Origin of the sequence: Candidatus Competibacter phosphatis (genome assembly GCF_012939995.1) — a bacterium.
Lineage (GTDB): Bacteria > Pseudomonadota > Gammaproteobacteria > Competibacterales > Competibacteraceae > Competibacter > Competibacter phosphatis.
The window spans coordinates 49355-71445 of the sequence record NZ_SPMZ01000025.1 but is presented as its reverse complement, the minus strand read 5'-3'; the positions used below and the strand labels follow the sequence as shown (position 1 = coordinate 71445).

General features: G+C 62.9%; 20 protein-coding genes and 1 rRNA gene. 5 read left to right on the top strand and 16 right to left on the bottom strand.

All coding sequences use genetic code 11. The features are described from left to right. Both E4P82_RS21485 and E4P82_RS09500 read right to left on the bottom strand, forming a co-directional pair. Positions 1 to 465 (bottom strand): 16S ribosomal RNA (locus E4P82_RS21485); the annotation flags it as partial. A 309-nt stretch (positions 466 to 774) separates the two neighbouring features. Further along, positions 775 to 1710 (bottom strand): NAD-dependent epimerase/dehydratase family protein, encoded by a 936-nt coding sequence (locus E4P82_RS09500; protein WP_169248651.1) that lies wholly within the window; start codon positions 1708 to 1710, stop codon positions 775 to 777. A gap of 92 nt (positions 1711 to 1802) precedes the next feature. On the opposite strand from E4P82_RS09500, the gene lpxL reads away from it, so the two are divergent. Continuing rightward, a complete protein-coding gene (gene lpxL / locus E4P82_RS09495) occupies positions 1803 to 2732 on the top strand; it encodes an LpxL/LpxP family Kdo(2)-lipid IV(A) lauroyl/palmitoleoyl acyltransferase (RefSeq protein ID WP_312914563.1) in 930 nt (309 codons plus the stop codon). A gap of 15 nt (positions 2733 to 2747) precedes the next feature. After that, positions 2748 to 3806 carry a glycosyltransferase family 9 protein gene (locus E4P82_RS09490; RefSeq protein ID WP_211203090.1) on the top strand — a complete coding sequence of 353 codons (1059 nt, stop codon included), beginning with the start codon at positions 2748 to 2750 and terminating at the stop codon, positions 3804 to 3806. A gap of 21 nt (positions 3807 to 3827) precedes the next feature. On the opposite strand, the gene E4P82_RS22015 is transcribed toward E4P82_RS09490, so the two are convergent. Together E4P82_RS22015 and E4P82_RS09485 are read right to left on the bottom strand one after the other, a co-directional pair. After that, on the bottom strand, positions 3828 to 4004 hold the full coding sequence (locus E4P82_RS22015; protein WP_246327475.1) for a hypothetical protein: 177 nt from the start codon (positions 4002 to 4004) through the stop codon (positions 3828 to 3830). Continuing rightward, complete coding sequence (locus E4P82_RS09485; protein WP_246327474.1) at positions 4001 to 4666, bottom strand: glycosyltransferase family 2 protein; 666 nt, start codon at positions 4664 to 4666, stop codon at positions 4001 to 4003. The genes E4P82_RS22015 and E4P82_RS09485 overlap by 4 nt, the downstream gene beginning before the upstream one ends. A 79-nt stretch (positions 4667 to 4745) precedes the next feature. Here E4P82_RS09485 and E4P82_RS09480 point away from each other — a divergent pair, with 79 nt between their 5' ends. Next, positions 4746 to 5810 carry a glycosyltransferase gene (locus tag E4P82_RS09480; protein ID WP_169248650.1) on the top strand — a complete coding sequence of 355 codons (1065 nt, stop codon included), beginning with the start codon at positions 4746 to 4748 and terminating at the stop codon, positions 5808 to 5810. Here E4P82_RS09480 and E4P82_RS09475 read toward each other — a convergent pair. From E4P82_RS09475 to E4P82_RS09430, 10 genes are all read right to left on the bottom strand, one after another. Next, complete coding sequence (locus tag E4P82_RS09475) at positions 5770 to 6987, bottom strand: O-antigen ligase family protein (protein ID WP_169248649.1); 1218 nt, start codon at positions 6985 to 6987, stop codon at positions 5770 to 5772. The genes E4P82_RS09480 and E4P82_RS09475 overlap by 41 nt on opposite strands. Further along, positions 6984 to 7997, bottom strand: coding sequence for a glycosyltransferase family 9 protein (locus tag E4P82_RS09470; protein ID WP_312914558.1), 1014 nt, complete (start codon positions 7995 to 7997; stop codon positions 6984 to 6986). The genes E4P82_RS09475 and E4P82_RS09470 overlap by 4 nt, the downstream gene beginning before the upstream one ends. Next, positions 7994 to 9121, bottom strand: a complete 1128-nt coding sequence (locus E4P82_RS09465; RefSeq protein WP_169248648.1) for a glycosyltransferase family 4 protein — start codon at positions 9119 to 9121, stop codon at positions 7994 to 7996. Before E4P82_RS09465 ends, E4P82_RS09470 begins: the two co-directional genes overlap by 4 nt. Then, positions 9109 to 10017, bottom strand: a complete 909-nt coding sequence (locus E4P82_RS09460) for a mitochondrial fission ELM1 family protein (RefSeq protein ID WP_312914556.1) — start codon at positions 10015 to 10017, stop codon at positions 9109 to 9111. Before E4P82_RS09460 ends, E4P82_RS09465 begins: the two co-directional genes overlap by 13 nt. Positions 10018 to 10047: 30 nt before the next feature. Then, positions 10048 to 10254, bottom strand: a complete 207-nt coding sequence (locus tag E4P82_RS09455; RefSeq protein WP_420887083.1) for a zinc-finger domain-containing protein — start codon at positions 10252 to 10254, stop codon at positions 10048 to 10050. A gap of 71 nt (positions 10255 to 10325) precedes the next feature. Next, positions 10326 to 11246, bottom strand: coding sequence for a branched-chain amino acid transaminase (locus tag E4P82_RS09450; RefSeq protein ID WP_169248646.1), 921 nt, complete (start codon positions 11244 to 11246; stop codon positions 10326 to 10328). 76 nt (positions 11247 to 11322) lie between these two features. Beyond that, positions 11323 to 14211 (bottom strand): bifunctional [glutamate--ammonia ligase]-adenylyl-L-tyrosine phosphorylase/[glutamate--ammonia-ligase] adenylyltransferase, encoded by a 2889-nt coding sequence (gene glnE, locus E4P82_RS09445; RefSeq protein ID WP_169248645.1) that lies wholly within the window; start codon positions 14209 to 14211, stop codon positions 11323 to 11325. 12 nt (positions 14212 to 14223) lie between these two features. Next, on the bottom strand, positions 14224 to 15807 hold the full coding sequence (locus E4P82_RS09440) for a YdgA family protein (RefSeq protein WP_169248644.1): 1584 nt from the start codon (positions 15805 to 15807) through the stop codon (positions 14224 to 14226). 109 nt (positions 15808 to 15916) lie between these two features. Then, positions 15917 to 16249, bottom strand: coding sequence for an ApeI family dehydratase (locus E4P82_RS09435; RefSeq protein ID WP_169248643.1), 333 nt, complete (start codon positions 16247 to 16249; stop codon positions 15917 to 15919). Further along, on the bottom strand, positions 16246 to 17556 hold the full coding sequence (locus tag E4P82_RS09430; protein ID WP_169248642.1) for an AMP-binding protein: 1311 nt from the start codon (positions 17554 to 17556) through the stop codon (positions 16246 to 16248). The genes E4P82_RS09435 and E4P82_RS09430 overlap by 4 nt, the downstream gene beginning before the upstream one ends. A gap of 134 nt (positions 17557 to 17690) precedes the next feature. On the opposite strand from E4P82_RS09430, the gene E4P82_RS09425 reads away from it, so the two are divergent. Both E4P82_RS09425 and E4P82_RS09420 read left to right on the top strand, forming a co-directional pair. Then, complete coding sequence (locus E4P82_RS09425; protein ID WP_169248641.1) at positions 17691 to 17933, top strand: DUF2970 domain-containing protein; 243 nt, start codon at positions 17691 to 17693, stop codon at positions 17931 to 17933. Between the two features lie 65 nt (positions 17934 to 17998). Next, positions 17999 to 18784: a hypothetical protein gene (locus tag E4P82_RS09420; protein WP_246327473.1), complete on the top strand. Its 786-nt coding sequence runs from the start codon at positions 17999 to 18001 to the stop codon at positions 18782 to 18784. 4 nt (positions 18785 to 18788) lie between these two features. On the opposite strand, the gene E4P82_RS09415 is transcribed toward E4P82_RS09420, so the two are convergent. Both E4P82_RS09415 and E4P82_RS09410 read right to left on the bottom strand, forming a co-directional pair. After that, the gene (locus tag E4P82_RS09415) at positions 18789 to 20510 is read right to left on the bottom strand and encodes a bifunctional sulfate adenylyltransferase/adenylylsulfate kinase (RefSeq protein WP_312914570.1); all 1722 of its coding nucleotides are present in this window, start codon (positions 20508 to 20510) and stop codon (positions 18789 to 18791) included. A 210-nt stretch (positions 20511 to 20720) separates the two neighbouring features. Next, positions 20721 to 22073: a phosphohexomutase domain-containing protein gene (locus E4P82_RS09410; RefSeq protein ID WP_169248638.1), complete on the bottom strand. Its 1353-nt coding sequence runs from the start codon at positions 22071 to 22073 to the stop codon at positions 20721 to 20723. Positions 22074 to 22091: the final 18 nt, after the last annotated feature.

The window sequence follows — 22091 nt, the reverse complement described above, 5'->3', positions numbered from 1 at the left end:
CAGAGCCGCGCGCTATTCGCGCCCGGCCGTTCTTCCCCGCCTAAAGGGCTTTACAACCCGCAGGCCGTCTTCACCCACGCGGCATTGCTGGATCAGGCTTGCGCCCATTGTCCAATATTCCCCACTGCTGCCTCCCGTAGGAGTCTGGGCCGTGTCTCAGTCCCAGTGTGGCTGGCCGTCCTCTCAGACCAGCTACCGATCGTCGCCTTGGTGGGCCCTTACCCCACCAACTAGCTAATCGGACGTAGGTTCATCCCGCAGCGCGAGGCCCGAAGGTCCCCCGCTTTCCTCCATGGAGCGTATGCGGTATTAGCCTGAGTTTCCCCAGGTTGTCCCCCACTGCGGGGCAGATCCCTACGCGTTACTCACCCGTCCGCCACTAAGGGCCGAAGCCCTCCGTTCGACTTGCATGTGTTAGGCATGCCGCCAGCGTTCAATCTGAGCCAGGATCAAACTCTTCAGTTCAATACTTACTCAAAAACAAAACAACAAAATATCACTTCGTAAAGCGCTTTTCGCCCCCGCTCGCGCGGAGCTCCAGGCAGCTTACAGACCCTCGCCCGCAAGCCACCCCTCCAACCTACCTTCCAGTTTTGTAAAGAACATGTTAACCGTTTCTACTCAGAGAGTAGCGAGAATGGGATTATAGGCTCATTTAACTCTTTACCGCAAGCCCCTCTCGAAAATCTTTTCTCCATCTCCCTACGCTCACCGTAGGGAGGTGCGAATTATAGAGAAGAAAGCTCGAACGTCAAGCCTGTACCGCAATATCCATCATCCGGCATTCAGTTCGCGCAAACCCTGCGCAAACTCCGTTTGCGCACTGAATTGCAGCATTTCCCGCAGCAAAGCCGGATCACCCAACGAGTGCCGGATATCGCCGATCCGGCCGGACGCAAACTCGGTCGGAGGTGCGTTCGGAAACAGTTCGCGGTAAATCGCCAGCACCTGCTTTAAGGAAATGGCATGACCGGTACAAACGTTGTAACGTCCCACGACAACATCTTGACGGGTCAGCGCTTGCCCGTTGTACTCCGCCACATCCCGAACCGAGATGAAATCCCTGGTTTGCTCACCGTCACCATACACCGTCACCGGCAAACCGCGTTGGAACCGATCGGTGAAGATCGACAGCACGCCGGAGTAAGGCGAACCGGGATCTTGGCGCGGTCCGTAAACGTTGAAATAGCGTAGGCAGACCGCTTCCAGCCCGTAGCTGGCCGCATAGCCCAGCAGCATGACCTCGGCGGCCAGTTTGGCGGCGGCATAGGGAGACAGCGGTTGAGGCAGGGCCGATTCACGATTGGGCAGCGCCGCGTTCGCGCCGTATACCGCCGCCGATGATGCGAACACCAAACGCTTGCACTCAAATTCAAGGCACAATCGGGCCAGCGTGTCCGCAGTGGCCAGATTGAGGCGATAGTTGAGCTCTGGCTCACGAAAGCTTTCCGGAACACTGACCAGCGCCGCGAGATGCAGCATGCCGGTAAAACGATGTTGCTGAAACAGAGGACGCATTGCCGTTTCGTCGCCCGCATCGGCGATCACCAGAGTAAAATTGGGGGACGAGCGCGCATCAGCCAAATTGTCCAGACGCCCCGTGCGTAGGTTGTCGACTCCAACCACTCGCCACCCATGCCGCAGCAACCACTCCACTGAATGACTGCCGATGAAACCAGCCGCGCCGGTCACTAAAAAAACGGGTGTCATATCGCTCTCCAACTCATGGCCGTAATTTGCAAGGTGTGTTGTCAGGCGGGCGCCGCTTACAATAATAGAATCGTTATGGAAGCTCGTATCCCGTGACAACACCTGTCCGACTGTTTTCCTGGCATTTTCTGGCGCCGCGCTACTGGCCGGTCTGGCTGGGGTTGGGCGCGATGAAAGGAATGGCCGCGCTGCCGTTCCGCTGGCAATTGCTCGCTGGCCGGCAAATCGGCCGTTGGGCTGGCAAGATCATGCGTCGTCGCCGTCGCATCGCCGCCATCAATCTGGCCCTGTGTTTCCCAGAGCTTTCGTCGGCTCAAAGAGCCGACCTGCTCGAAGAGCATTTCGCCGCGCTGGGCATTGGCTTGTTCGAAACCGCCATGGCCTGGTGGGCACCGGACGAAAGGCTGTACGGGCTGGCGCGAGTCGAGGGCACGCAATATCTGGAGCAAGCCATGGCCCGTGGCAAGGGCGTAATCCTACTCACCGGCCATTTCACTACGTTGGAATTGGGCGCTCGATTCATCACTTGGCGCCATTCGTTCCATGCCATGTACCGGTCGCACAAGAATTCGTTATACGAAGCCGTCATGCGCCGCGAACGCGAGCGGCGGTCCCGCTTGCCGCCCTTGCCCCACGAGGATCTGCGCGGCCTGTTGCGCGCCTTCAAACGGGGAAGGGCGGTGTGGTATGCGCCCGATCAGAACCACGGCCTTCGCAACAGCGTCTTCGTGCCTTTCTTTGGCGTGCCCACCTGCACCATCACCGCCACCAGTCGGCTGGCGGCACTGAGCGGCGCGGCGGTGGTACCCTATTTCCCGCGCCGCTTGTCGGGAACAGCCGGTTACGAGGTCACCATCCTGCCAGCGCTGGAAAATTTTCCGAGTGGCGACGTTGCGTCGGACACCCAGCGCATCAACGAATTGCTGGAGCACCACATCCGTCAGGCACCCGCCCAATATCTCTGGGTTCATCGTCGCTTCAAGACCCAGCCGCCGGGCAGCCCACGCATTTACCCACTCTGAGCCCGGATTCCGCCGATGTCCTATTGCGCCGATCTGCCGGCCAATCCCGCCATACGCCGCATCCTGGTGCTGAAGTGGAGTGCCATGGGTGACGTAATCATTGCCACCGCGCTGTTCGAGGATATCGCCCGGGCGTTTCCAGATCGGGAAATTCATCTCAACACCCTGCCCGCCTGGCAGGAACTCTTTGCACGAGATTCGCGGTTCCAACACGTTTTCGCGGTGGACTTGCGCGACCGCCGACGGACCATCCCCAATGTGATCGAGTGGTTGCGCCAGGTACGGGCTCAGCGCTATGACTTGGCGATCGACCTGCAATGCAACGACCGCTCCCGTTTGTTGCTGGGCCTGCTGGGATTCGGCGGTCGTTCGATCCCTTTCCGTTTGGGCAACCGCCGTCAGTTTCCCTATAACATTGCCCCGGCCGAACTACCCAGCCCCGTGCACAGCATCACTCGTGGCCGCGCCGAGCTGCGAGCCGGCGGTATTCCGGCGACGACGCCGCGACCGGTGCTGCATGTTCCCGATCACCACCGCGCCCGCGCCCGAGACCTGTTGGCGCGTCACGGACTCATGGCGGGTCGCTATGCGATCCTGTTGCCGGGTTGTAATGCCAACGGCCACCTCAAGCGCTGGGGCGCCGACCGTTACAGTGCGCTGGCGCATCAGATCCACCATCAAGGGCTGGATCATGTCGTGCTCGTCGGCGGCCCGGATGAAATCGAGGAGTGTCAGCGTATCGCCCAAACCTGCGGTCCTTGGCTGATCAACCTGTGCGGGCAGACCGCGATCCTGGATATTCCACCGCTGTGCGAACCTGCGCGTTTCATCGTCGCCAACGACACCGGCACCGCGCACTTGGCCGCAGCCACGACCGTACCCATGCTGGTGTTGTGTGGTCCAACCGACCCGCGCCGGGTCAAGCCGCTGGGCGATAATGTCACGACCCTGCAAGCCGACCTGCCTTGCGTCAACTGTTATCGTAAGGATTGTTCCCACCACACCTGCATGGCGATGCTGACGCCACCACGGGTTTGGCGGCAATTGCACGGGATCGACGCGGGCTTGACGTGACTGGCCAAACCTCCGAGGTTCTTAGGAATCGTGGCCGGCATTCTGGGATCGATGGGGGATCGGCGGTGCTGGAGCGTCTTCCGGCAACAGCCGGGCTCCGTATTGAGCCATCTGATAATGCTCGTATAGCTTGGCGTATTTGAGAAAGACGTAGAACGCCGCCACCGCCGAGTTGATCACGCCCGCCCAACCGTTCAAAAAGTTTCGTTTGAACAAGTAGCTGCGGATGAAAAACAACGGTGGGTAGAACAACATGATGAGCGGTATTGCCCCAACGTTTTTTTCTTGATCTTGTCCGCCACCAAGCCGGTCGAGTAAGCGTTGATCTTCTCGACCTTGGTGTGGATGTCGGTTTCGCCGTAATGATACAGCGGCGCATTGAGCCGGCCGATCCGCCCCTTGATCTTGGGCGCGGCGTGGATCGGCATGTCATCGATATCGCCCTTGCGCTTGTCGAACAGGCGCAGGTAGTGATTCATCCGGGTAGCCGGATGGTACATTCGCCAGAACAATTGTTCCTGCCGAGGCATTTCGTAGCCATCCACAGCCGGTCCCGTATCCAGCAACCGGTCGATCTCGATCCGCAGGGCCGGTGACAACGCCTCGTCGGCATCTAGCAGCAGCACCCAATCATGGGTGGTCGCCTCTAGCGCCATCTGCTTTTGCCGGCCGTATCCCATGAATTCGTGCTGGGTGATCCGCGCCCCATAACGCCGGGCGATATCGAGCGTGTCATCGGTGCTGAAGGAATCCAGCAGGACAATCTCATCGGCCCATTTGATGCTCTCCAGACAGGCCGTCAAGGTACGATCATTGTTGTAGGTGGTGACGAATACCGAAAGCCGAGTGCGGTCTGTCATGGATCAGCCCGTCCTAAACGAAGTTTTCATTTTGGAGCACGCGCCATATCATGCATGACTTTCACGTCCTCGGGTATTCATGATCGCATCGGCCCATATCATCGGTGGGGAAGCGGTGGGCGGCGCCGAACTCTTTTATGTCCGCCTCGTCAACGCCTTGCAGGCCCGCCAGCAGCTCGTATTGGCTGTCAACGTGGCCGGTGGCCAGGTTTCGGCCCGGCTGCGGCCGGACATCGAGCAAATCCATGTGCCCATGCGGGCGATCTGGGATGTCTGGTCCCGCTGGCGAATCGCGGACATCATGCGCGAGCGCCGGCCGGACATCGTGCAAACCTACATGGGCCGGGCCAGCCGACTGACCGAGGTCACCGCTAGTCAACGGCCGATTCATATCGCCCGGCTGGGTGGCTATTACAACCCACGCCGTTACCGGCACGCGCACGCCTGGGTCGCGGTCAGTCCAGGCATCCGCGATCATCTGATCCGGCACGGCCTTCCTGCAAACCGGGTGTTTCACATCAGCAATTTCGTCGCGCCCCGTCACCCCAGTTCGACCGTCGCCCTGCGGCAACTGCGTCAGGAATGCGCGATACCTGACGATGCCCTCATCGTCACCGCAGTGGGTCGCTTGCATCCGGTCAAGGGGTTCGACGACCTGCTTGCGGCGTTCGCGACCGTGCCAGCCTGCATTCACGATCGGCCGGTCTACCTAGTCATCGTCGGCGACGGGCCGCTGGCGACGAGCCTTAAGCATCACGCCGCGCAACTGGGCATCGCTGGCCGGGTGCGCTGGCCGGGCTGGCGCGACGATGCCGACCGCTTTCAGGAACTGGCCGACCTGTGCGTCTGCTCTTCGCGGCAGGAAGGGGTGGGCAATGTCGTGCTGGAAGCCTGGGCTCACCGTCGTCCGGTGCTCTCGACCCGCGCCCGGGGCTTGCAGGACATCATCACCGATCGCCAGGACGGCTGGCTGACGCCTTCGGACGATCCCGCCACGCTGGCGGCGGCAATGGAATTACTGTTGCGCGACGAGTCATTGCGCCACGAGCTCGCCAGTGGTGGTCACCAGACGTTCATCGTCCGACACAGCGAGGAAGCGGTCGTCAACGCTTATCTGGATCTGTATCGGCATTTGCTGGGCTAGCCGCGCCGGCGCGCGACCGGTCGAAGTGGATCAACCCGCCCAGGCAGGCGAAGAGGTAACAGGCAAACTGCCGAGAGGTATAAGAAAAGCTCAGCAGAGCAGCGGCGATGATCGAGAGTGCCGCCGCCAGCAATATCCCGGCGCGCTGGCGATCGTCGACCGGCAATCGCCGCCAGACCCACGCCAACCGAACGAATACCGTGCCGGCCAGCGTCAGCAGCAGCCCCACGCCCAAGATCCCGGTTTCGTACCAAGCATCGATCAAGAAATTGTGGAAGTGCTTGATTTGTACCTGCGTGCCACTCAATTCAAAGCGCAGCAGCTCCTGACTGTGCGACGCATTGGCGATGCCCACACCCAGCCAGGGTCGCGCCGGAGGATGTTCCAGCGCATGCCGCCACACGATGGTGCGCCCGGCGGTAAAGGCATCCAGGGGATGTTCGAGGTCCAGTTCCGCCTTGAGAAATGGCCCGATATTGGCGGCGATGCCCGCCAACAGCACCCCTACCGCCAGCAGCGCGACCCAACGTGGCCGCCACGCCAATACCGCCCAGCAGAACCCCGCCAATCCCACGATCAAGCCGAACAGCGCCGCCCGCCCTTCGGAGATCGCCACATAACCCAGAGCAGCCGCTGTCACGCCAAGCATTGCGCCATATCGCCAACGGCGGTCGCCGTATCGCCAGATCCAACCCAACAGGAACGGCAGCAAAAACGGCAGGTTGTCTTCCTGCAATTGTGTGAGCGGGTTGAAGGGTCGACCGGACCATTCGAACCAATGGTAAGGCAGCAACAGGTATAAGCTAGCCAGAGCGATTCCGCCGAACAGCGCCATGGCGGCCAATAGGCGATCGATGTTCTCTGGAGATTCCCGCAGGGCTGCCTGCACCAGCAGTAAAGTCGAGGTCTGCGCGGCGAATTGTATCCAGACGCGGAAACCGCTCACCGGATCGACCGAACCCGGCACGCCGGCCAGCGCCACGCCCAACAAAGCCAGGTAGAGCAGGGTGGTCGAGCGATCCAACCGGTCCCGTCGACCCCACAGGCTCAGCAAGCCCCACACCACGTAGAGCCCGGCCACGAGGTTGAACAGCGCGCGGCCGCCGATCTGGGTCAGCGGCAACACCGCCAGCAGCAACCAGCCTTGACGAAAAAAAAGCCTCCCGCAAGGCATCATGCCAGCGTGCGATGGACATCCGGGCCACTCCAGCGCGCGCGCGCTTCCAGAACTTGAGAAACGGTGATCGTCGCCATGCCGTGCTCGCCGGCGGGTGGCAGGAGCGGATGAATAAAGCGGGAATGCCAGAGTGGCGCCGAACCGCCGAACAGCCCGATAGCCGGCACCTGTAAGGCGGCGGCCATATTCAGCACGCCCGTGTCGTTACCGATATAGCAGCGGCAACGGGCCAGCAAAGCCGCCACCTGCTCCAACGGCAGCGCCACCGCATCCACCGCCGTGCCGCCACCATCACGCACCCGCGCCAAAATCTCTTCCGCCAGCGACCGTTCCGCCGATCCACCGACGATGAAGATCGAACCGGCCCGCCGCTGGTTCAGCGCCAGAGTCAATTCCGCGAAGCGGGCCGCGCCCCATTGTTTCCAGGTTTCGCTACTGCCGACGCCCAGCGCGATCCATGGTGTTGGCCAAGTCGCGAACCGTACCGCCACCGCCCGATCGGCCTCGGCGTCGAGTGCGAGTCGCGGCTCCTTTTCGCCACGGGCGATGCCCAGCGCATCCAGCAGAGCATCCGCCCGTAGGATCGGGTGGGCGTGGCGCCGCTCGGGCGGCAAGCGCACCGGCACGGTCAACAACAGCGACTGCAAGCCCACGCCGTATCCCAGTCGCTCGGAGATACCAGCCAAACGCGCCGCCAGCGCGTAGCGGGCACTGCCGTGCAGAATCCACACCCGCTGGTAGCCGCCTTGCCGCAAGGCCGTCGCCAGTCGCAACACGCCACCCAAGCCGGCATGGCGACCGGATTCGCGCTCCAGCCATAGAATCTGGCCGACCTGGGGATCGGCGCGTAACAAGCGGTCGGACTGAGAGCGTGGTTTGGTCAGAATATCGACTTTGCCCGCGATCGTGGTCGCGGCGATGGCATGGATATGCGGCAAATGCCAGACCATGTCGCCGATGCCGGGCAAGGGCTGCACGATCAGGGTCGGCCCGGATGGCGCGAGCTTCACACGGGCGCCCTCGGTGAACGATGCAACGCCGCGTAAAGTGCCAAAGTTTCATCCAACATCCGCCGCAAGGGAAATGCCGGCTCCGCTGGAACCGGTGCTGGAGCATCCAGCAGGCCAGCCACCCGCGCGAGCAGCGTCTCTTCATCGCCCGGCGAAACCCGACCGGCGGGATACAGTCGGTCCAGAATCTCGCCGACACCGCCGTAAGCGTAAGCAACCACCGGCCGGCCCAGGCTCAAGGCTTCCAGCACCGTGCGGCCGAAAGATTCCGGTTTGGCCGACAACGACAGCACCAGGGTCGATACCGCATAAATTTCGCGCATGTCGGCGCGATGGCCGGTAAACAGCACAATGCCGGCCAAGCCACGCGATCGGACGTTTTCCCGCAAGGCATCGGCGTAAGCTTGGCGGCGCGGCTCCGGGCCACCGACGATCAGTCCATGGACCGGTCGCCCGGCCACCCGTAATCGGGCGATCAGCTCGATAAATTCCTCGTGACCCTTGAGCCGACTCAGCCGTCCCGGTAGCGTCAAGATCGGCACATCGCGCAACTGTGGATAGTGCCGATACCAGTCGGCCAGCCAGTCGGGCGTGGGTCGGTAACCGTAGGGAAAATCCACCGGGTCCACCCCGCGCTGGATGACCTGAACACGCTCGGTCGGCAACTCGGGATAATGGCATCGCAGATAGGCGCGCACGGTGTCGGACACGGCGATTACGCGTTCGCCTCGGGTCATGATGGCGCTGTAACGGGAAACCGAATACAGCCCATGCACGGTGGTGACAAAGCGTGGCCGAGTCGCCGGGTCCATCCGCCGCCAGGCCAGCCAAGCGATCCAGGCCGGCAAGCGCGAGCGAGCGTGCAGAATATCGATGCGCTGTTCGGCCAACCAGCGCCGCAACGGCCGGACCCAGCGCGGCACCAGCGGGGACTTGGCGCCCAACGGCCAAGCCAGATGTTCGCTGCCTGCTTGCAGCAATTCCGGCACCAACCGCCCACCGGCGGAAATCACCACCGAACGATGGCCGCGCCGGACCAGTTCCTCCGCGATCTCCAACGTACCGCGTTCCACGCCGCCGCCGTTCAGTGCCGGCAGCAACTGCGCCACGCTCAGGCGAACCATCGCTCGACGATCCAGCAGGCGCAGCGCTCCGCTTCGTTAAAGGTTTGAGACGGCCGCTTGAGGCACGGCTGACGTTGCCAGTCGGCGAAAGGTGTGACCCAGCCCGCGCCGGCCAGTTTATCCAGTCCCCGACTAATGCGGCTGGATCGTTTACGCGGTACTTCCAGCACCCCCACCGCCGCGCCGGCGGTCAAGGCCTCGTAGACCATGGATACGCTGTCGGCGCTGACCCAAACCTGCCCTGCTCGTGCCAGTTGCGCCGGCAACCAATCCGGGCCGGTCGCCGTAACCGGAACCACCGTCAGCCGGGTGTCCACCGGATCGTGACCGGCGGCTAAAAAAGAGGTCGGCGTGCGGCGCGAGGTGGTCAGGGTCCAGCGCATCGTCGGATCGGCGGCCAGCACGGCGGCGATCTGCGCGCGCAATTTGGCTTCGTCCCAACCGAAATGTGCGGACGGTCCGCCAATCAGCAGCAAGCCCTGCCGGGATTCCAGGTTGGAGGAGGGTTGGATACGGTTCAGCGCTCCGCGCGTGGCCAACACGTTCGCGCGGATCGGTGGCGCATCATGCTCGGGAATCAGGCACAGATCAAACAGAGCCAGCGGCAGACTGGGCCGCATCAGCACCACCGCGCGCGCGCATCGACGCCGACGGGCGGCCAACAACGAGAGATGGGTACCATGACCGGCACCCACCAGCAAATCCGGCGCCGGCAAATCCGGCCACACAGTCAAACGGCCACCCGCCAGGGCGAGCAGCGCCGCGATGGGGGTTAAGCGTTGCGGTGTGACGATTTCGACCGGCCGCAACCGGGCCAGAGCTTCCGTCAATCCCCCGCTCTGATTGTCGTGCCCGGCCTTGCCGTCGCTGAACCGCCAGACGACCAGCGGGCGCACCGGCGATTCCACCCGCCGCCGGACAGCGAATCAATCCACCAGCACGAAATCCGCGCCGCAGTACGGGCACTTGGCTTTGCCGGTGGCTTCGAGCGGCAGGTAAACCTTTGGATGGGAATTCCACAGCGTCATTTCCGGCAGTGGGCAGGATACCGGCAAATCGGCTCGGCTGACCTCGTAGGTCTTCTGAGCATTGGGCATGGCCTTGGCGAAAGCGGCGGCGGGAGCGGCAGCCATGGCATTGATCTCCTAAGATTTTGTTTATAAAAAATTGTTTTAAACGGTCTTCGATCGTGGCAATGGATCGCTCAAACCAGCGTCAGCCAGTCGGGAAATTCATCGCGACGGCCTTGCACCTGATCGAAGTACATTTCCTGCAGGCGTTGGGTGATCGGACCGCGTCGGCCGTTGCCGATGACGCGGCCGTCCACTTCGCGGATCGGCGTCACCTCGGCGGCGGTGCCGGTGAAGAAGGCTTCATCGGCGATATACACCTCGTCGCGGGTGATGCGCTTTTCCCGGACCGAAATCCCGAGGTCGGCGGCGAAACGGATGATGGTGTCGCGGGTGATGCCTTCCAGCGCCGACGTCAGATCGGGGGTATAGAGCAAGCCGTCGCGGACGATAAAGACATTCTCGCCGCTCCCCTCCGCCACGTAGCCCTCGGTATCCAGCAGCAGCGCCTCGTCGTAACCGTCGCGCAGGGCCTCGGACAGCGCCAGCATCGAATTCATGTAATTGCCATTGGCCTTGGCCTTGCACATGGCGATGTTGACGTGATGCCGGCTGAACGACGAGGTGCGAATGCGGATGCCGCGTTCCAGGTTTTCCGCGCCCAGATAAGCGCCCCATTCCCAGGCGGCGACGATGGCGTGGACCTTGAGATTGTCGGCGCGCAGCCCCATGCCCTCGGCGCCAAAGAAACACATCGGCCGAATATAGGCACTGGCCAGATTGTTGGCGCGCACCGCTTGCCGGCAGGCGTCGTTGATTTCCGCTTTGCTGTACGGCAGCGGCATGCCAAGGATATGAGCGGAACGAAACAGCCGGTCGGTATGGGCCTGCAAGCGGAAAATCGCGGTGCCTCGGTGGGTGGCATAGGCCCGAACCCCTTCGAACACACCCATGCCGTAGTGCAGGGTATGGGTCAATACATGGGTGTTGGCCTCGCGCCAGGGCACCAGTTCGCCGTCATACCAGATCAGACCATCACGGTCGGCCATCGTCATCGTTCTATTCTCCAAAACAAGGCGGCTTGCGCGCGTTGCGCGCGTTGCCCGAATGCATCGCCCCACGCCCGGTGCTTCAATCGCTTTCCATCAGCCGCCGCCAGATGCGGCTCACGCCTTTGCGAACCTCCCGCGCCTCGTCGGCCGGGATACGGGCGGGCTGTTCTTGCAGCTTAAGTAAGTGAATGCGCCGGCGCAGGCTTCGATAGGCGTTGCGCAACCGGGCGGCGTCGGCGACGGACAGGATGCCGAATCGCTCCAGCCCGTCGGTCTGCCGGATATTGTCGGTGTAGGTCAGCAGATCCGGGTAACGGTGGGCGTTCGCCAAGATTTTATATTGCACCATAAATTCGATGTCGGCGATACCACCCCGACCCTGCTTGAGATCGAAGGTCTCGGTGGTGCTGGCGTCCAGTTCGGCGCGCATCCGCTCGCGCATGTCGCGGACCTCCCGGCGCAGTGTCACGGGATCGCGCTCGCGCCCCAAAACCTCCCGGCGGATGGCTTGAAACCGCTCGGTCAGCGCCGCCGGTCCCGCCACCGCTCGCGTCCGTGCCAGTGCCTGATGTTCCCAGGTCCAGGCTTGGCGTTGCTGGTATTCGGCGAAAGCCTCGAAGGAACTGACCAGCAGACCGGCGCGACCGCTGGGCCGCAGCCGGGTGTCCACCTCGTACAGATCGCCGGCACCGGTACGGGTGGTGAGCAGATGGATGATCCGCTGTACCAGTTTGGCGAAAAAAGCGGTGTTGTCGATCTGACGCGGACCGGCGGTTACCTGGTGGCCACCGACGCTGTCGTGCAGGAACACCAGATCCAGGTCGGAACCGTAGTTCAATTCGATGCCGCCCAGCTTGCCGTAAGCGAGGATGGCGAAGCGCGCCTCCCGCTTCACTCCGTCCACCACACACTCGGGTGGACCGAACCGAAGCAGCAGATCGGTCCAGGCCAGCTCCAGCACCTTGCACAGCAGGACTTCGGCGATTTCGGTCAGATGGTCGCTGACGATCATCAAGGGCATCGCGCCGCTGACGTCGGCGGCGGCGACCCGCAACACACTGCCCTGCTTGAAATAGCGCAAGGCGTTCAGCAGCTCTTCGGCGTCGCCCGCCGGCACGCGCGCCAGTTGCTGGTCCAGTTCCGACACCAACTGCCGGCGATCCAGCGGCGCGTAGAGCGTGGCGGGGTTGAGCAGATCGTCGAGCAGCAGCGGATAGCGAGTCAGATGAGTGGCAATCCAACTGCTGGCGGCGCACAGCTTGACCAGTTGCGCCAGCGCCTGCGGATGCTCGGCCAGCAGCGCCAAGTACACCGAGCGGCGGGCCACCGCTTCCAGCAGATTGAAAACGCGCTCCAGCGTCGCCGCTGGCCGTGGCCCGGCGGCGGCGGCTGCCAGCACTCGCGGCACCAGCACGTCCAAGCGTTCGCGCCCGCGCGGGCTCATCGCCCGGTAGCTGAACCCGTTTTTCAGCGCCCGCAGTCGATTCCAGGCCAATACCGGGTCTTCGAAACCGTGCTCGGCCAATATCCACAGCGCGCCTTCCTCACCCGGCTCGTCTCCCCATACGACCGCCAGCTCTTCTTGGTGGGTCCCGGCATCGGTCGCTGCGTTGCCGAAGACCTGAGCGAACTGCTGGCTCACCGCCCGAGCGTGCCGCGCCAACTCGTCGGCGAATACCTCCCAGTCGGGTTGGCCCATCGCGTGGGCCAGCCGCAGTTGGGCCAGTTCGTTGTCCGGCAGATCGTGGGTCTGCCGGTCGGCCCAAGCTTGCAGCCGGTTCTCGACCCGGCGCAGGAAAACATAGGCCTGCTTGAGGTCGGCCACCGCCGCCGCCGGCAACCGGCCGCTGACGGCCAGATGATCCAATACCGCCAAAATGCCGCGTTCCCGCAGCATCGGATCGCGGCCACCGTAGATCAGTTGAAAAGCCTGGCCGATGAATTCGATTTCGCGGATACCGCCCGGTCCCAGCTTGATGTTGCGTTGCATGCCCTTGCGCTCGACTTCCTGGGCGATCAGCGCCTTCATGCCGCGCAGCGCTTCGAACGCACCGTAATCGAGATAGCGGCGATAAACGAACGGCCGCAGCTCGACCAACAAGTGCTCGCCGGCTTCCCGGTCGCCGGCGATCACCCGGGCCTTGATCATGGCGTAACGCTCCCAGTCGCGACCGTGATTCTGGTAATAATCCTCGAAAGCGGCGAAGGAAATCGCCAGCGGCCCCGAATCGCCGAACGGCCGCAGACGCATGTCGACCCGGAACACGAAGCCGTCGGCGGTCGGCTCGGCCAGCACCTTGATCAAGCGCTGCCCGAGCCGGCGGAAAAATTCTTCGTTGGCGACGGCCCGCGCGCCATCGGTCTGACCTTGTCGCGGAAACGTGAAGATCAGGTCGATGTCCGAGGAGAAGTTGAGCTCGCGCCCGCCCAGCTTGCCCATGCCCAGCACCACCAGGCGCTGCGCTTGGCCGTCGGCGTCGCATGGTTGACCGAAACGCCGGCTCTGCCAAGCGTGCAAGCGCTCCAGCGCGGCATCGACCGTCGCCTCCGCCAAATCGGTCAGATCGCCCAGCGTTTCCGCTAAACTCGCCAGCCCGGCCAGATCGCGCCAGGCGATGCGGATCATTTCCCGACGGCGGAACTGGCGCAACAAAACCCCGAGTTGAGTCTCGTCGACCACCTCCGCCAACTGTCGTTCCAACCGTGCCCGGCACTCGCCCGACGCCTGGACCCGCGCCAGCTCGCCGCTGGTCCACAACTCCGCCAGCAACGCCGGCTCGCCGATGCAGGCGCGGGCGACGAACTCGCTGCCGGCCCAGACCGGGACCAATTGCCTCGGCAGCAGCCCGTCGGCGGGCGGCTCCAGACCTGCCGCGCGGGCGGCGGCGGCGAATGCCTCCCAGTACTGGCCAACTTCGGGTCGCAGCCCAGGCGGTAGGCGCCGCAACTCCACGTCAATGCTGGTCATGGCCGCTGCGGCTCATTGCGGGGTCGGTTTTTCCTGGGACGGCTTTTCGGCGTCACTACCCGGCGCCGACGGCATTTCCTCTTCCTTGACGCCGTCATCCGGCATCAGCGGCATCGTTTCCACGTCATTGGAACTTTCCTGGTCCACCGGAGGCGCCAGCGGAATTTCCTGATCGTTCACAAACAACTTGCCACCCTCGAACCGCGCGGTGGTTTGGTAGCGATCGCCTTCCAGTCGAACGAAACCGGCGGCCATCAATCCCTGAAGCTGCTGTGCAACCTGCTGCTCGGCCATGGTTTGCACGGCCTGTTCGCCCGCTTCCTGACCCTGTTCCTTGAGCTGCGCCTGCAAGTTCTGTTTCGCCTGACCGATCAGCATGGTTTCCACCAGCGGCTTGGACGCCGTGATGTCGGCCAATCCCTTTTCCAGCGCACCCAACAAGCTCATCGGATCTTGCGCCGGATTGATCGCGCCAGGGTCCTGGAAATTCAGCGTCAGCTTGCCTCGCCACTCGCCTTGGACCAGGGTGGCCTGAGTGTCGAGCACGAATTCCGGCTTGCCGCGCAGCAACGCTTTCATCAGTTCCAGCAAGTCGTCGAGCGCCTGCGGATCGTCGAGCTTGCCAGCGGTTTTTTGCTGCCACTGTTCGATCCGGGCAGCGGTGGCCCCATCCAGCTTGCCTAACGCCAGCCGCACGCTGCCGGTGCCGCTTTGCTCGCCCACGGTCACCTTGTCGGCCTTGAATATAACTTCGCCGGCTACCTGTTCAGGAGTCGTCTGACTCAGATTCCCGGTCACGCTCAGGTTGTCGATCGCAAATGGCGTTTTCGCTGGTTGATCCTGGCCACGCAGTTCGCCGATCTTGAGGCTGGACTCACCGAACATCAGATCGAAGGCTCCCTTGCGCTGATTCACCGTTAGGGTGAGATTGCGCAAGCCAAACTGGCCGATCCCGACCGGCTGATCAGCGCCGGCTTCCATCGGTTTGCCGACGACTTCCAGGCTGTCGGCGCTCATGCCGCCCTGGATCGCGGCGTTATGAGGGGCAACCTGAAACTGGCCTTGCAGCCCGGAAAACTTCAGGCTTTGCAGATCGTCGCCCACTTGTTCGAGATTCAGCGGCGGTACGGTGATGGAGGTATCGCTGGCGCCGTCGAAACCGACTCGTGAAATGGCCACCATTGGCTCTTGGTCGCCATACCACTTGGCCAGTTCGCGGGTCCAGGCGCTGCTGTTCGGGTCCAGCGTGGCGCGCACCACCGCGCCGCCCCATTGCATCGGCACCCCCGGCACACCCCGACCCGCCAGCGGCAGTGGGCCGTGATAGACCTCCTGCCGGATCGTGAAAGAGGGGTCCGGCTGGTTCGGATCGTGCTCTTCCGGCAGCGTAAACTGGACGCGGGTTTCGATTTGCGACGAGAACAGGCCACGCTGGTAACTGGCCGTGCTGAGCTTGATGTCGGGATTGTTCGTGCCTTGCGCCAAGGCATCCTGGTACCAGCGTTCCGCCTGCCGGCCCGACCAGTAGGCCGCGCCGACGAAGCCCGCCACCGCCAGTATCAACACGACCACGATGATGCCGAGTAACTTTTTCATGCCTGTTGTCCTCCAGGGTTCCAATGGGCGGCATTATTCCACAAACCGCCCATAAAGCAGCCCTGACGAAGCAGGGCGTTTTCGAATTTCGCTTGCGGCGGGCAGGGCGTCAACCGCATCGCCGACGGCCCCGGCTCGCTCCATCGCCCGCCAGTGTCAGATGGCCCCGCGCCAGCAACCGGCCATCCTCTCCCAGGCAGTCGAAGCGGACCTCATCGCCGCCGGATTCCTTCAGACGGATCGTGAATGGCTGCTCCGGGCGCAGCGGCGCCAGAAACTTCACCTGTGGGACGCCTGTCGGTCGGTCGGCCGGTCGCCAGGCCGCGAACGCCCGCAGCACCTCATCCAGCAGCACGACCCCCGGCACGATCGGGTTGCCGGGAAAATGCCCGGCCAGACCAGGGTGATCGGCAGCGATCAGACCGCGCCGTTCGAAACTCATGAGCGGCCTCGGCGAACGGTCGCGGCCGAACCGAGCGCCCGCAAGGCATCCCGCGTGACCTTGCCGGTTTCGTTGCGCGGCAGGCGATCGACCTTGAGCAGCGGGCGCGGCAGAAACACCGGATCGAGGCGCTCGGCCAAGGCGACAAGTATCTGGCGCTCGCTCAAATCCGGCGCGACGGCTGCGGCCACGAGCCGCTGAACCTCGCTTCCGGTGTCGTCCGGCAACCAAAACATGCCTTCGATCACGCCGGCAATCTGGTTGAGATGGTGATTGAGATACCCCAGCGAAGTGCGCTTGCCGGCAATGTTGACCAGATCCTCAATCCGGCCGAGCAGCCTGAATTCGGCCTTGTCGCAGGGTTCAAGCTCGTCGCTCAGGGGAACCGGCTCCGGTAGGTGCGCGCCGGACAGCACACCATCCCGCAGGGAAAAACCGTCGTACAGCCGCCAGCGCTCGCCGTCCAGGGTGCGACGGCTGGCAATGGAACCCGCTTCGGTGCAGCCATAGATTTCCAACACCGGCACGCTGAATGTGGTTTCGGCTCGCCCGGCAAGCGTTGTCGCCAGCGGCGCGGTGGCCGAGATCAAAAAAGCCATTGCCGGCCAACGCAGTTCGGCCTGGACGCAGGCGTGCAGGTGGACGGGGGTGGTCACCAGCACTCGCGGCGGCGGCACCGATTCCAGGGCCGCGCGCACGTCCTCGGGGAAGAACGGCCGACCGGCGTGGATACTGGCACCACTGGCCAGCGGGGTCATGATCGTCGTCTCCAGGCCGTACATATGCTGAGCCGGCACGGTCGCGACGACGGTCATGCCGGGTTCGAAGCCGAAGCGTTGCCGCGCCTGACACGCGCCGCTGACCAATTCACCCCAACGTTTCGGATGCGGTTTGGCGCGGCCGGTACTGCCGGAGGTAAACGCAATCGCCATTACTTGGTCGGCTGGTAACACGGGAACGGCGGGCATCGCGTCGCCATCCATCGCCTCCGGGGTGAGCCAGGACTCGACATCGCCATCCGTGAGGGAATAATTGTCGGGATAATCCTCGGTCAAATCCCGCAGATGCAGGTGGGCACGGCTGGAGGGCAGCAAACTGGTTTGTCCGTTCGCGCCCACGGCGGCGAACGCGACCAGAAACAGGTAGCGATCCTCGCACAGATTGAAAATAAAGCGCGCGGGCGGCAAGCGGCTGGCGACAGCGCCGGCATGGCGCAGAAACGCCGCGCGACCGATGGGTCGATTTCGCCACCAGGCGATCGGGGCATCGGGCGCGGTCGCTGACAGCAAGGGCAGTTTGACTGGCATAATGGCAAGGATGATCCGGTAAGCCCGGAAAAATCGACGAAATCCGCGACGCAAGCACCGCATTCGCCCAGCAAGACGGCAAGGGCCACGCAGAGGGCGACTGTCGTTAATTTAGCAAAGTTTAGAGGAACCCGATGTCTTCCAAACCCGATTCCGACAAGACCGACAACACCTCCACCTCTTCTCCCGGTCCGCTGAGCATCATCCTGAGCGTGCTATCCGCTTTTTTCGGGGTGCAAAGCGAGAAAAACCGCGCGCGGGATTTCCAGCACGGCCGCCCCATTCACTACATTTTGGTCGGGCTGATCATGACCTTGCTGTTGATTCTGGGGGTGCTGATCGCGGTCAAACTGGCATTGCGCTCCGCCGGCGTCTAACCTGAAGCGGCGACTCTCCATCAAAAAACCACAACCCACTGCAATGGGGTTTGACGATGAGCCGCATGGTACTGACCGATGAACTGCGCGACGATTACCAACGCGCATTCGCCACCTGCGTGATCCGCGAGGAGCGGGCCGCCGAGGTGGAAGCATTGACGGAAACCCTGCTCACGCAACGGGCGCGCTACCAAACCGTGGGCGAACGCTTGAACCTACCCTGGTTCGTGGTCGCGGCACTGCACCATGCCGATACCGGTTGCGATTTCGAGGTTCACCCGCACAATGGCGATCCGCTGACCGACCGTACCCAGCACCTGCCGGATGGGCGACCGGTCGAGGGTGAACCGCCGTTCACCTGGGAAGACAGCGCCGCCGACGCTTTGCGCCTGTACCACCTCGATCAATGGCGGGATTGGAGCATTGCCGGGACCTTGTTCATGCTGGAGGGACGCGGTGGTTGGGGCTACCGATTGCACCATCCCGAAGTACCCTCCCCCTACCTGTGGAATTACGCCACCCACTACCGCCAAGGCAAGTACGTCACCGACGATACCTGGAACGAGAACGCCCTCGCCCAGCGCTGTGGCGCGGCGGTACTGCTGCGCCGGCTGGCGGAATGTGGCCTGATCGAGTTCGCCGCGACCGGCGAACCGGTGGCATGGCCGCTGCTGCATTACGACGAAACCGTGGCCTCGCCCTGGATCGAGGCGCTGCAACGGTTTCTGAATACCCTGCCGGGGTTTTTCGTGAAGGTGGACGGCCGGGCCGGGCCGCGTACTTCGGAGGCGTTTCGCCAGTTCACCGGTCTGGATTGGCCCGGCGATCGGCCATCCGGGCATCCAGAGTGAGTGTTCAAGAAGATCGCCCGCGAATGTAACCCAGCCCTTCCAGCTTGAGCAGGATGCGTTGAGCCGCCTCGCTGGGGCTGCAATCGCGGGTATCGATCACCAGTTCCGGGTGCTCGGGCGCTTCGTAGGGATCGCTGATCCCAGTGAATTCCTTGAGAACGCCGGATCGGGCCTTGGCGTATAACCCCTTGCGGTCACGGGCCTCGCAGGTCTCCAGCGGAGTGGCGACGTGGACCTCGATGAATCCACCGAGCGGCGCGATCATCTCGCGGACCTCGCGGCGGGTGACGGTGTAGGGCGCGATCGGGGCACAGAGGGCGATGCCGCCGTTCTTGGTGATCTCGCTGGCCACGAAACCGATCCGCAAGATGTTGATGTTGCGGTGTTCCCGCGAAAAGCCCAGTTCGCTGGACAGGTGCTTGCGAACGATGTCGCCGTCCAGCAGCGTGACCGCCCGGCCGCCCAGTTCCAGCAATTTGACCATCAGCGCGTTGGCGATGGTGGATTTGCCGGACCCGGACAGGCCGGTGAAGAACACCGTGAACCCCTGCTGGCGGCGCGGTGGATGGGTGCGGCGCAGCTCCGCTACTACTTCGGGGTAGGAGAACCATTCGGGGATATCCAGCCCTTCCTGCAAGCGACGGCGGAATTCGGTGCCGGAAAGGGTCAGCATCGTCTCGCCGGCGCGCAGATCGTCCGCCGGAACGTACTGGGCGCGCTCCCGCACATAGACCATTTCTGGAAACGCCAACATCCGAATACCCAGTTCGTCCTGATGATGGGCAATCAGTTGCTGGGCAGCGTAGGGTTCGTAGAAGCCCTGCCCGAACTGATCCCGACCAGGGCCGGCGTGGTCGCGGCCGACGATGAAATGGCTGCATCCGTGGTTCTGGCGGATGATGGCGTGCCATAACGCCTCGCGCGGGCCGGCCATCCGCATCGCCAAGTTGAGCAGATGCAGCGCGGTGGTCGGTTCGGGATAGGTCGTCAGCAAATGCTCGTAGCAACGCACCCGCGAGTAATGGTCGATGTCGCCCGACTTGGTCAGGCCCACCGTGGGATGAATGAGCAGATTGGCCTCGGCCTGCTGGACGGCGCGCAGGGTCAATTCCTGATGGGCGCGATGCATGGGGTTACGGGTCTGGAACGCCACTACCCGCTGCCAACCCAGTTTGGCGAAGCTGGCGCGCAACTCACGCGGCGAGCCACGCAACTGGGGAAAATCGTAGTGGGTGGGCGGTTCAATGCCATACAACCGGCCACCGACATAAACCGGACCGGTTCGATGCAGCAGGTGGAACACCCCCGGATGTCGCTCGTCGGCGTCGCCGAAGATCTGTCGAGCCTCGTGCAGCCGATCCGGTTGCCATACGTCGCCCACCTCCAACACCGCGATCAACACACCCTCGGGATCGCGCAGCGCCACCCGGTCGCCGCGACCGAGCTGGCCGGCAAACTCCTCGGACACGTCCAGTGTGATCGGCATCGGCCATAGCGTGCCGTCAGCCAGCCGCATGTCCTCGACCACTCGCTGGTAATCGGCCCGATTCAGAAAGCCGTCCAGCGGCGAGAAGCTGCCGTTCAACAACAGTTCCAGATCGCAAAGCTGGCGTGGCGTCAAATCCCAGGATGGATAGTCCTGGGCCTTGGCCTTGAACGGAGCCGCGTCCTCGACGCTGAGATAAAGTTCCTTGAGGACGCCTCCGTGAGGCTCGGTCAGATGAATCATGGCGTTCGTTTCGGATGGAATGATGAGAGTATTGGTTGAGGTAGGACTCTATTTTCCAGCATAAAAAACCGTAATCCCAATAATGATTGGCTATAAACATAGTCGTGGAAAACCGGTCTGGATCTCGAAGCTCCGGGATAAGGCTCGATCCGACGATTCGGTCTTGCGGGGTTTCACCCGCGCTCACCCAGCGCCGCGCTCTTGCGATCACGCTCCGATCAGGTTCCGCAGTTCGGCGACGCGCCGGTTGAGCAGCTCCGGGTCGCCGCGCGTTTCAACGTTCAGACGCAACAGCGGTTCGGTGTTGGAACAGCGCAGGTTGAACCGCCAGTCGGCGAATTCGACGCTGACGCCGTCGGTTTCGTCCACCACCGGCATCAGGGGTGCATAAGCGGCCAGAATTTTCTGGATCGTGGCCGGGGCGTCGTTGACCCGAAAATTGATCTCGCCGCTACATGGGAAGGACTGCATGCGCTGGTTCACCAGCGCCGATAGCGGCTGGCCGGAGCGACAGAGTCGCTCGGCGACCAGCAGCCACGGGATCATGCCGCTATCGCAGTAGGCGAAGGGGCGGAAATAGTGATGGGCGCTCATTTCGCCGCCGTACAACGCGCCTTCCCGCCGCATCCCTTCCTTCATGAAAGCATGGCCGGTTTTGTTCTGGACCGGCACACCGCCGGCGGAACAGACCACATCCAGGGTATTCCAGGTCAACCGGGGGTCGTGGATGATCTTGGCGCCGGGATGTCGGATCAACAGGGTTTCCGCCAACAGTCCGACCAGATAATAACCCTCGATGAAACGGCCCGCTTCATCGAAGAAGAAACAGCGGTCGAAATCGCCGTCCCAGGCCAACCCCAGGTCGGCCCGATGTTCACGCACCGCCTGTGCCGTGGCATCCCGGCATTCCGGCAGCAGGGGATTGGGAATACCGTGCGGGAAGGTACCATCCGGCTCGTGGTGGATTTTGACGAATTGGAATGGCAAGTGCGGCTCCAGGGCATCGATGATCGAGCCGGCGCCGCCGTTGCCGGCGTTGACCACGATCTTCAACGGTTGGAGCGCGGCACCTTCGAGATAACTCAGCAGGTGATGGACATAGGCATTCTTGCTCTCGCGCCGCAGCAACTGGTGGCGGCGGTTGGCAACCGCGAATTCGGCATCGGCGGCCAGATCGCGGATGGCGAACAACCCGCTGTCACCGCTGATCGGCTTGGCCTGCTCGCGCACCAGCTTCATGCCGTTGTAATCCATCGGATTATGGCTGGCGGTCACCATGATGCCGCCGTCGAGCCGGTAATGAAAAGTCGCGAAATAGATTTCCTCGGTGCCGCACAGCCCGATGTCCCAGACCTCCGCGCCACCGTCCAGCAAACCCTTGGCCAGCGCCGCGCTCAACGCCGGGCTGGTCAAGCGCACGTCGTGACCGACCGCCACTCGGCGTGGCTGGAGAAAAGCGGCATAGGCTCGGCCAATGCGATAAGCCAGATCTTCGTTCAGTTCGTCGGGAATCCGCCCGCGAATGTCATACGCCTTGAAACAGCTCAGCTCGCCACTCATCGTTGCCGCACGTCCCGC

What these genes read in the sequence shown, in the direction of transcription:
- E4P82_RS09420 (WP_246327473.1), top strand. Translation starts at nt 17,999, where the DNA reads ATGGTACTGACCGATGAACTGCGCGACGATTACCAACGCGCATTCGCC.
- E4P82_RS09455 (WP_420887083.1), bottom strand. Translation starts at nt 10,254, where the DNA reads ATGGCTGCCGCTCCCGCCGCCGCTTTCGCCAAGGCCATGCCCAATGCT.
- E4P82_RS09410 (WP_169248638.1), bottom strand. Translation starts at nt 22,073, where the DNA reads ATGAGTGGCGAGCTGAGCTGTTTCAAGGCGTATGACATTCGCGGGCGG.
- E4P82_RS09450 (WP_169248646.1), bottom strand. Translation starts at nt 11,246, where the DNA reads ATGACGATGGCCGACCGTGATGGTCTGATCTGGTATGACGGCGAACTG.
- E4P82_RS09500 (WP_169248651.1), bottom strand. Translation starts at nt 1,710, where the DNA reads ATGACACCCGTTTTTTTAGTGACCGGCGCGGCTGGTTTCATCGGCAGT.
- E4P82_RS09490 (WP_211203090.1), top strand. Translation starts at nt 2,748, where the DNA reads ATGTCCTATTGCGCCGATCTGCCGGCCAATCCCGCCATACGCCGCATC.
- E4P82_RS09485 (WP_246327474.1), bottom strand. Translation starts at nt 4,666, where the DNA reads ATGACAGACCGCACTCGGCTTTCGGTATTCGTCACCACCTACAACAAT.
- E4P82_RS09435 (WP_169248643.1), bottom strand. Translation starts at nt 16,249, where the DNA reads ATGAGTTTCGAACGGCGCGGTCTGATCGCTGCCGATCACCCTGGTCTG.
- E4P82_RS09430 (WP_169248642.1), bottom strand. Translation starts at nt 17,556, where the DNA reads ATGCCAGTCAAACTGCCCTTGCTGTCAGCGACCGCGCCCGATGCCCCG.
- E4P82_RS09475 (WP_169248649.1), bottom strand. Translation starts at nt 6,987, where the DNA reads ATGATGCCTTGCGGGAGGCTTTTTTTTCGTCAAGGCTGGTTGCTGCTG.
- E4P82_RS09440 (WP_169248644.1), bottom strand. Translation starts at nt 15,807, where the DNA reads ATGAAAAAGTTACTCGGCATCATCGTGGTCGTGTTGATACTGGCGGTG.
- E4P82_RS09425 (WP_169248641.1), top strand. Translation starts at nt 17,691, where the DNA reads ATGTCTTCCAAACCCGATTCCGACAAGACCGACAACACCTCCACCTCT.
- E4P82_RS09465 (WP_169248648.1), bottom strand. Translation starts at nt 9,121, where the DNA reads ATGGTTCGCCTGAGCGTGGCGCAGTTGCTGCCGGCACTGAACGGCGGC.
- glnE (WP_169248645.1), bottom strand. Translation starts at nt 14,211, where the DNA reads ATGACCAGCATTGACGTGGAGTTGCGGCGCCTACCGCCTGGGCTGCGA.
- E4P82_RS09480 (WP_169248650.1), top strand. Translation starts at nt 4,746, where the DNA reads ATGATCGCATCGGCCCATATCATCGGTGGGGAAGCGGTGGGCGGCGCC.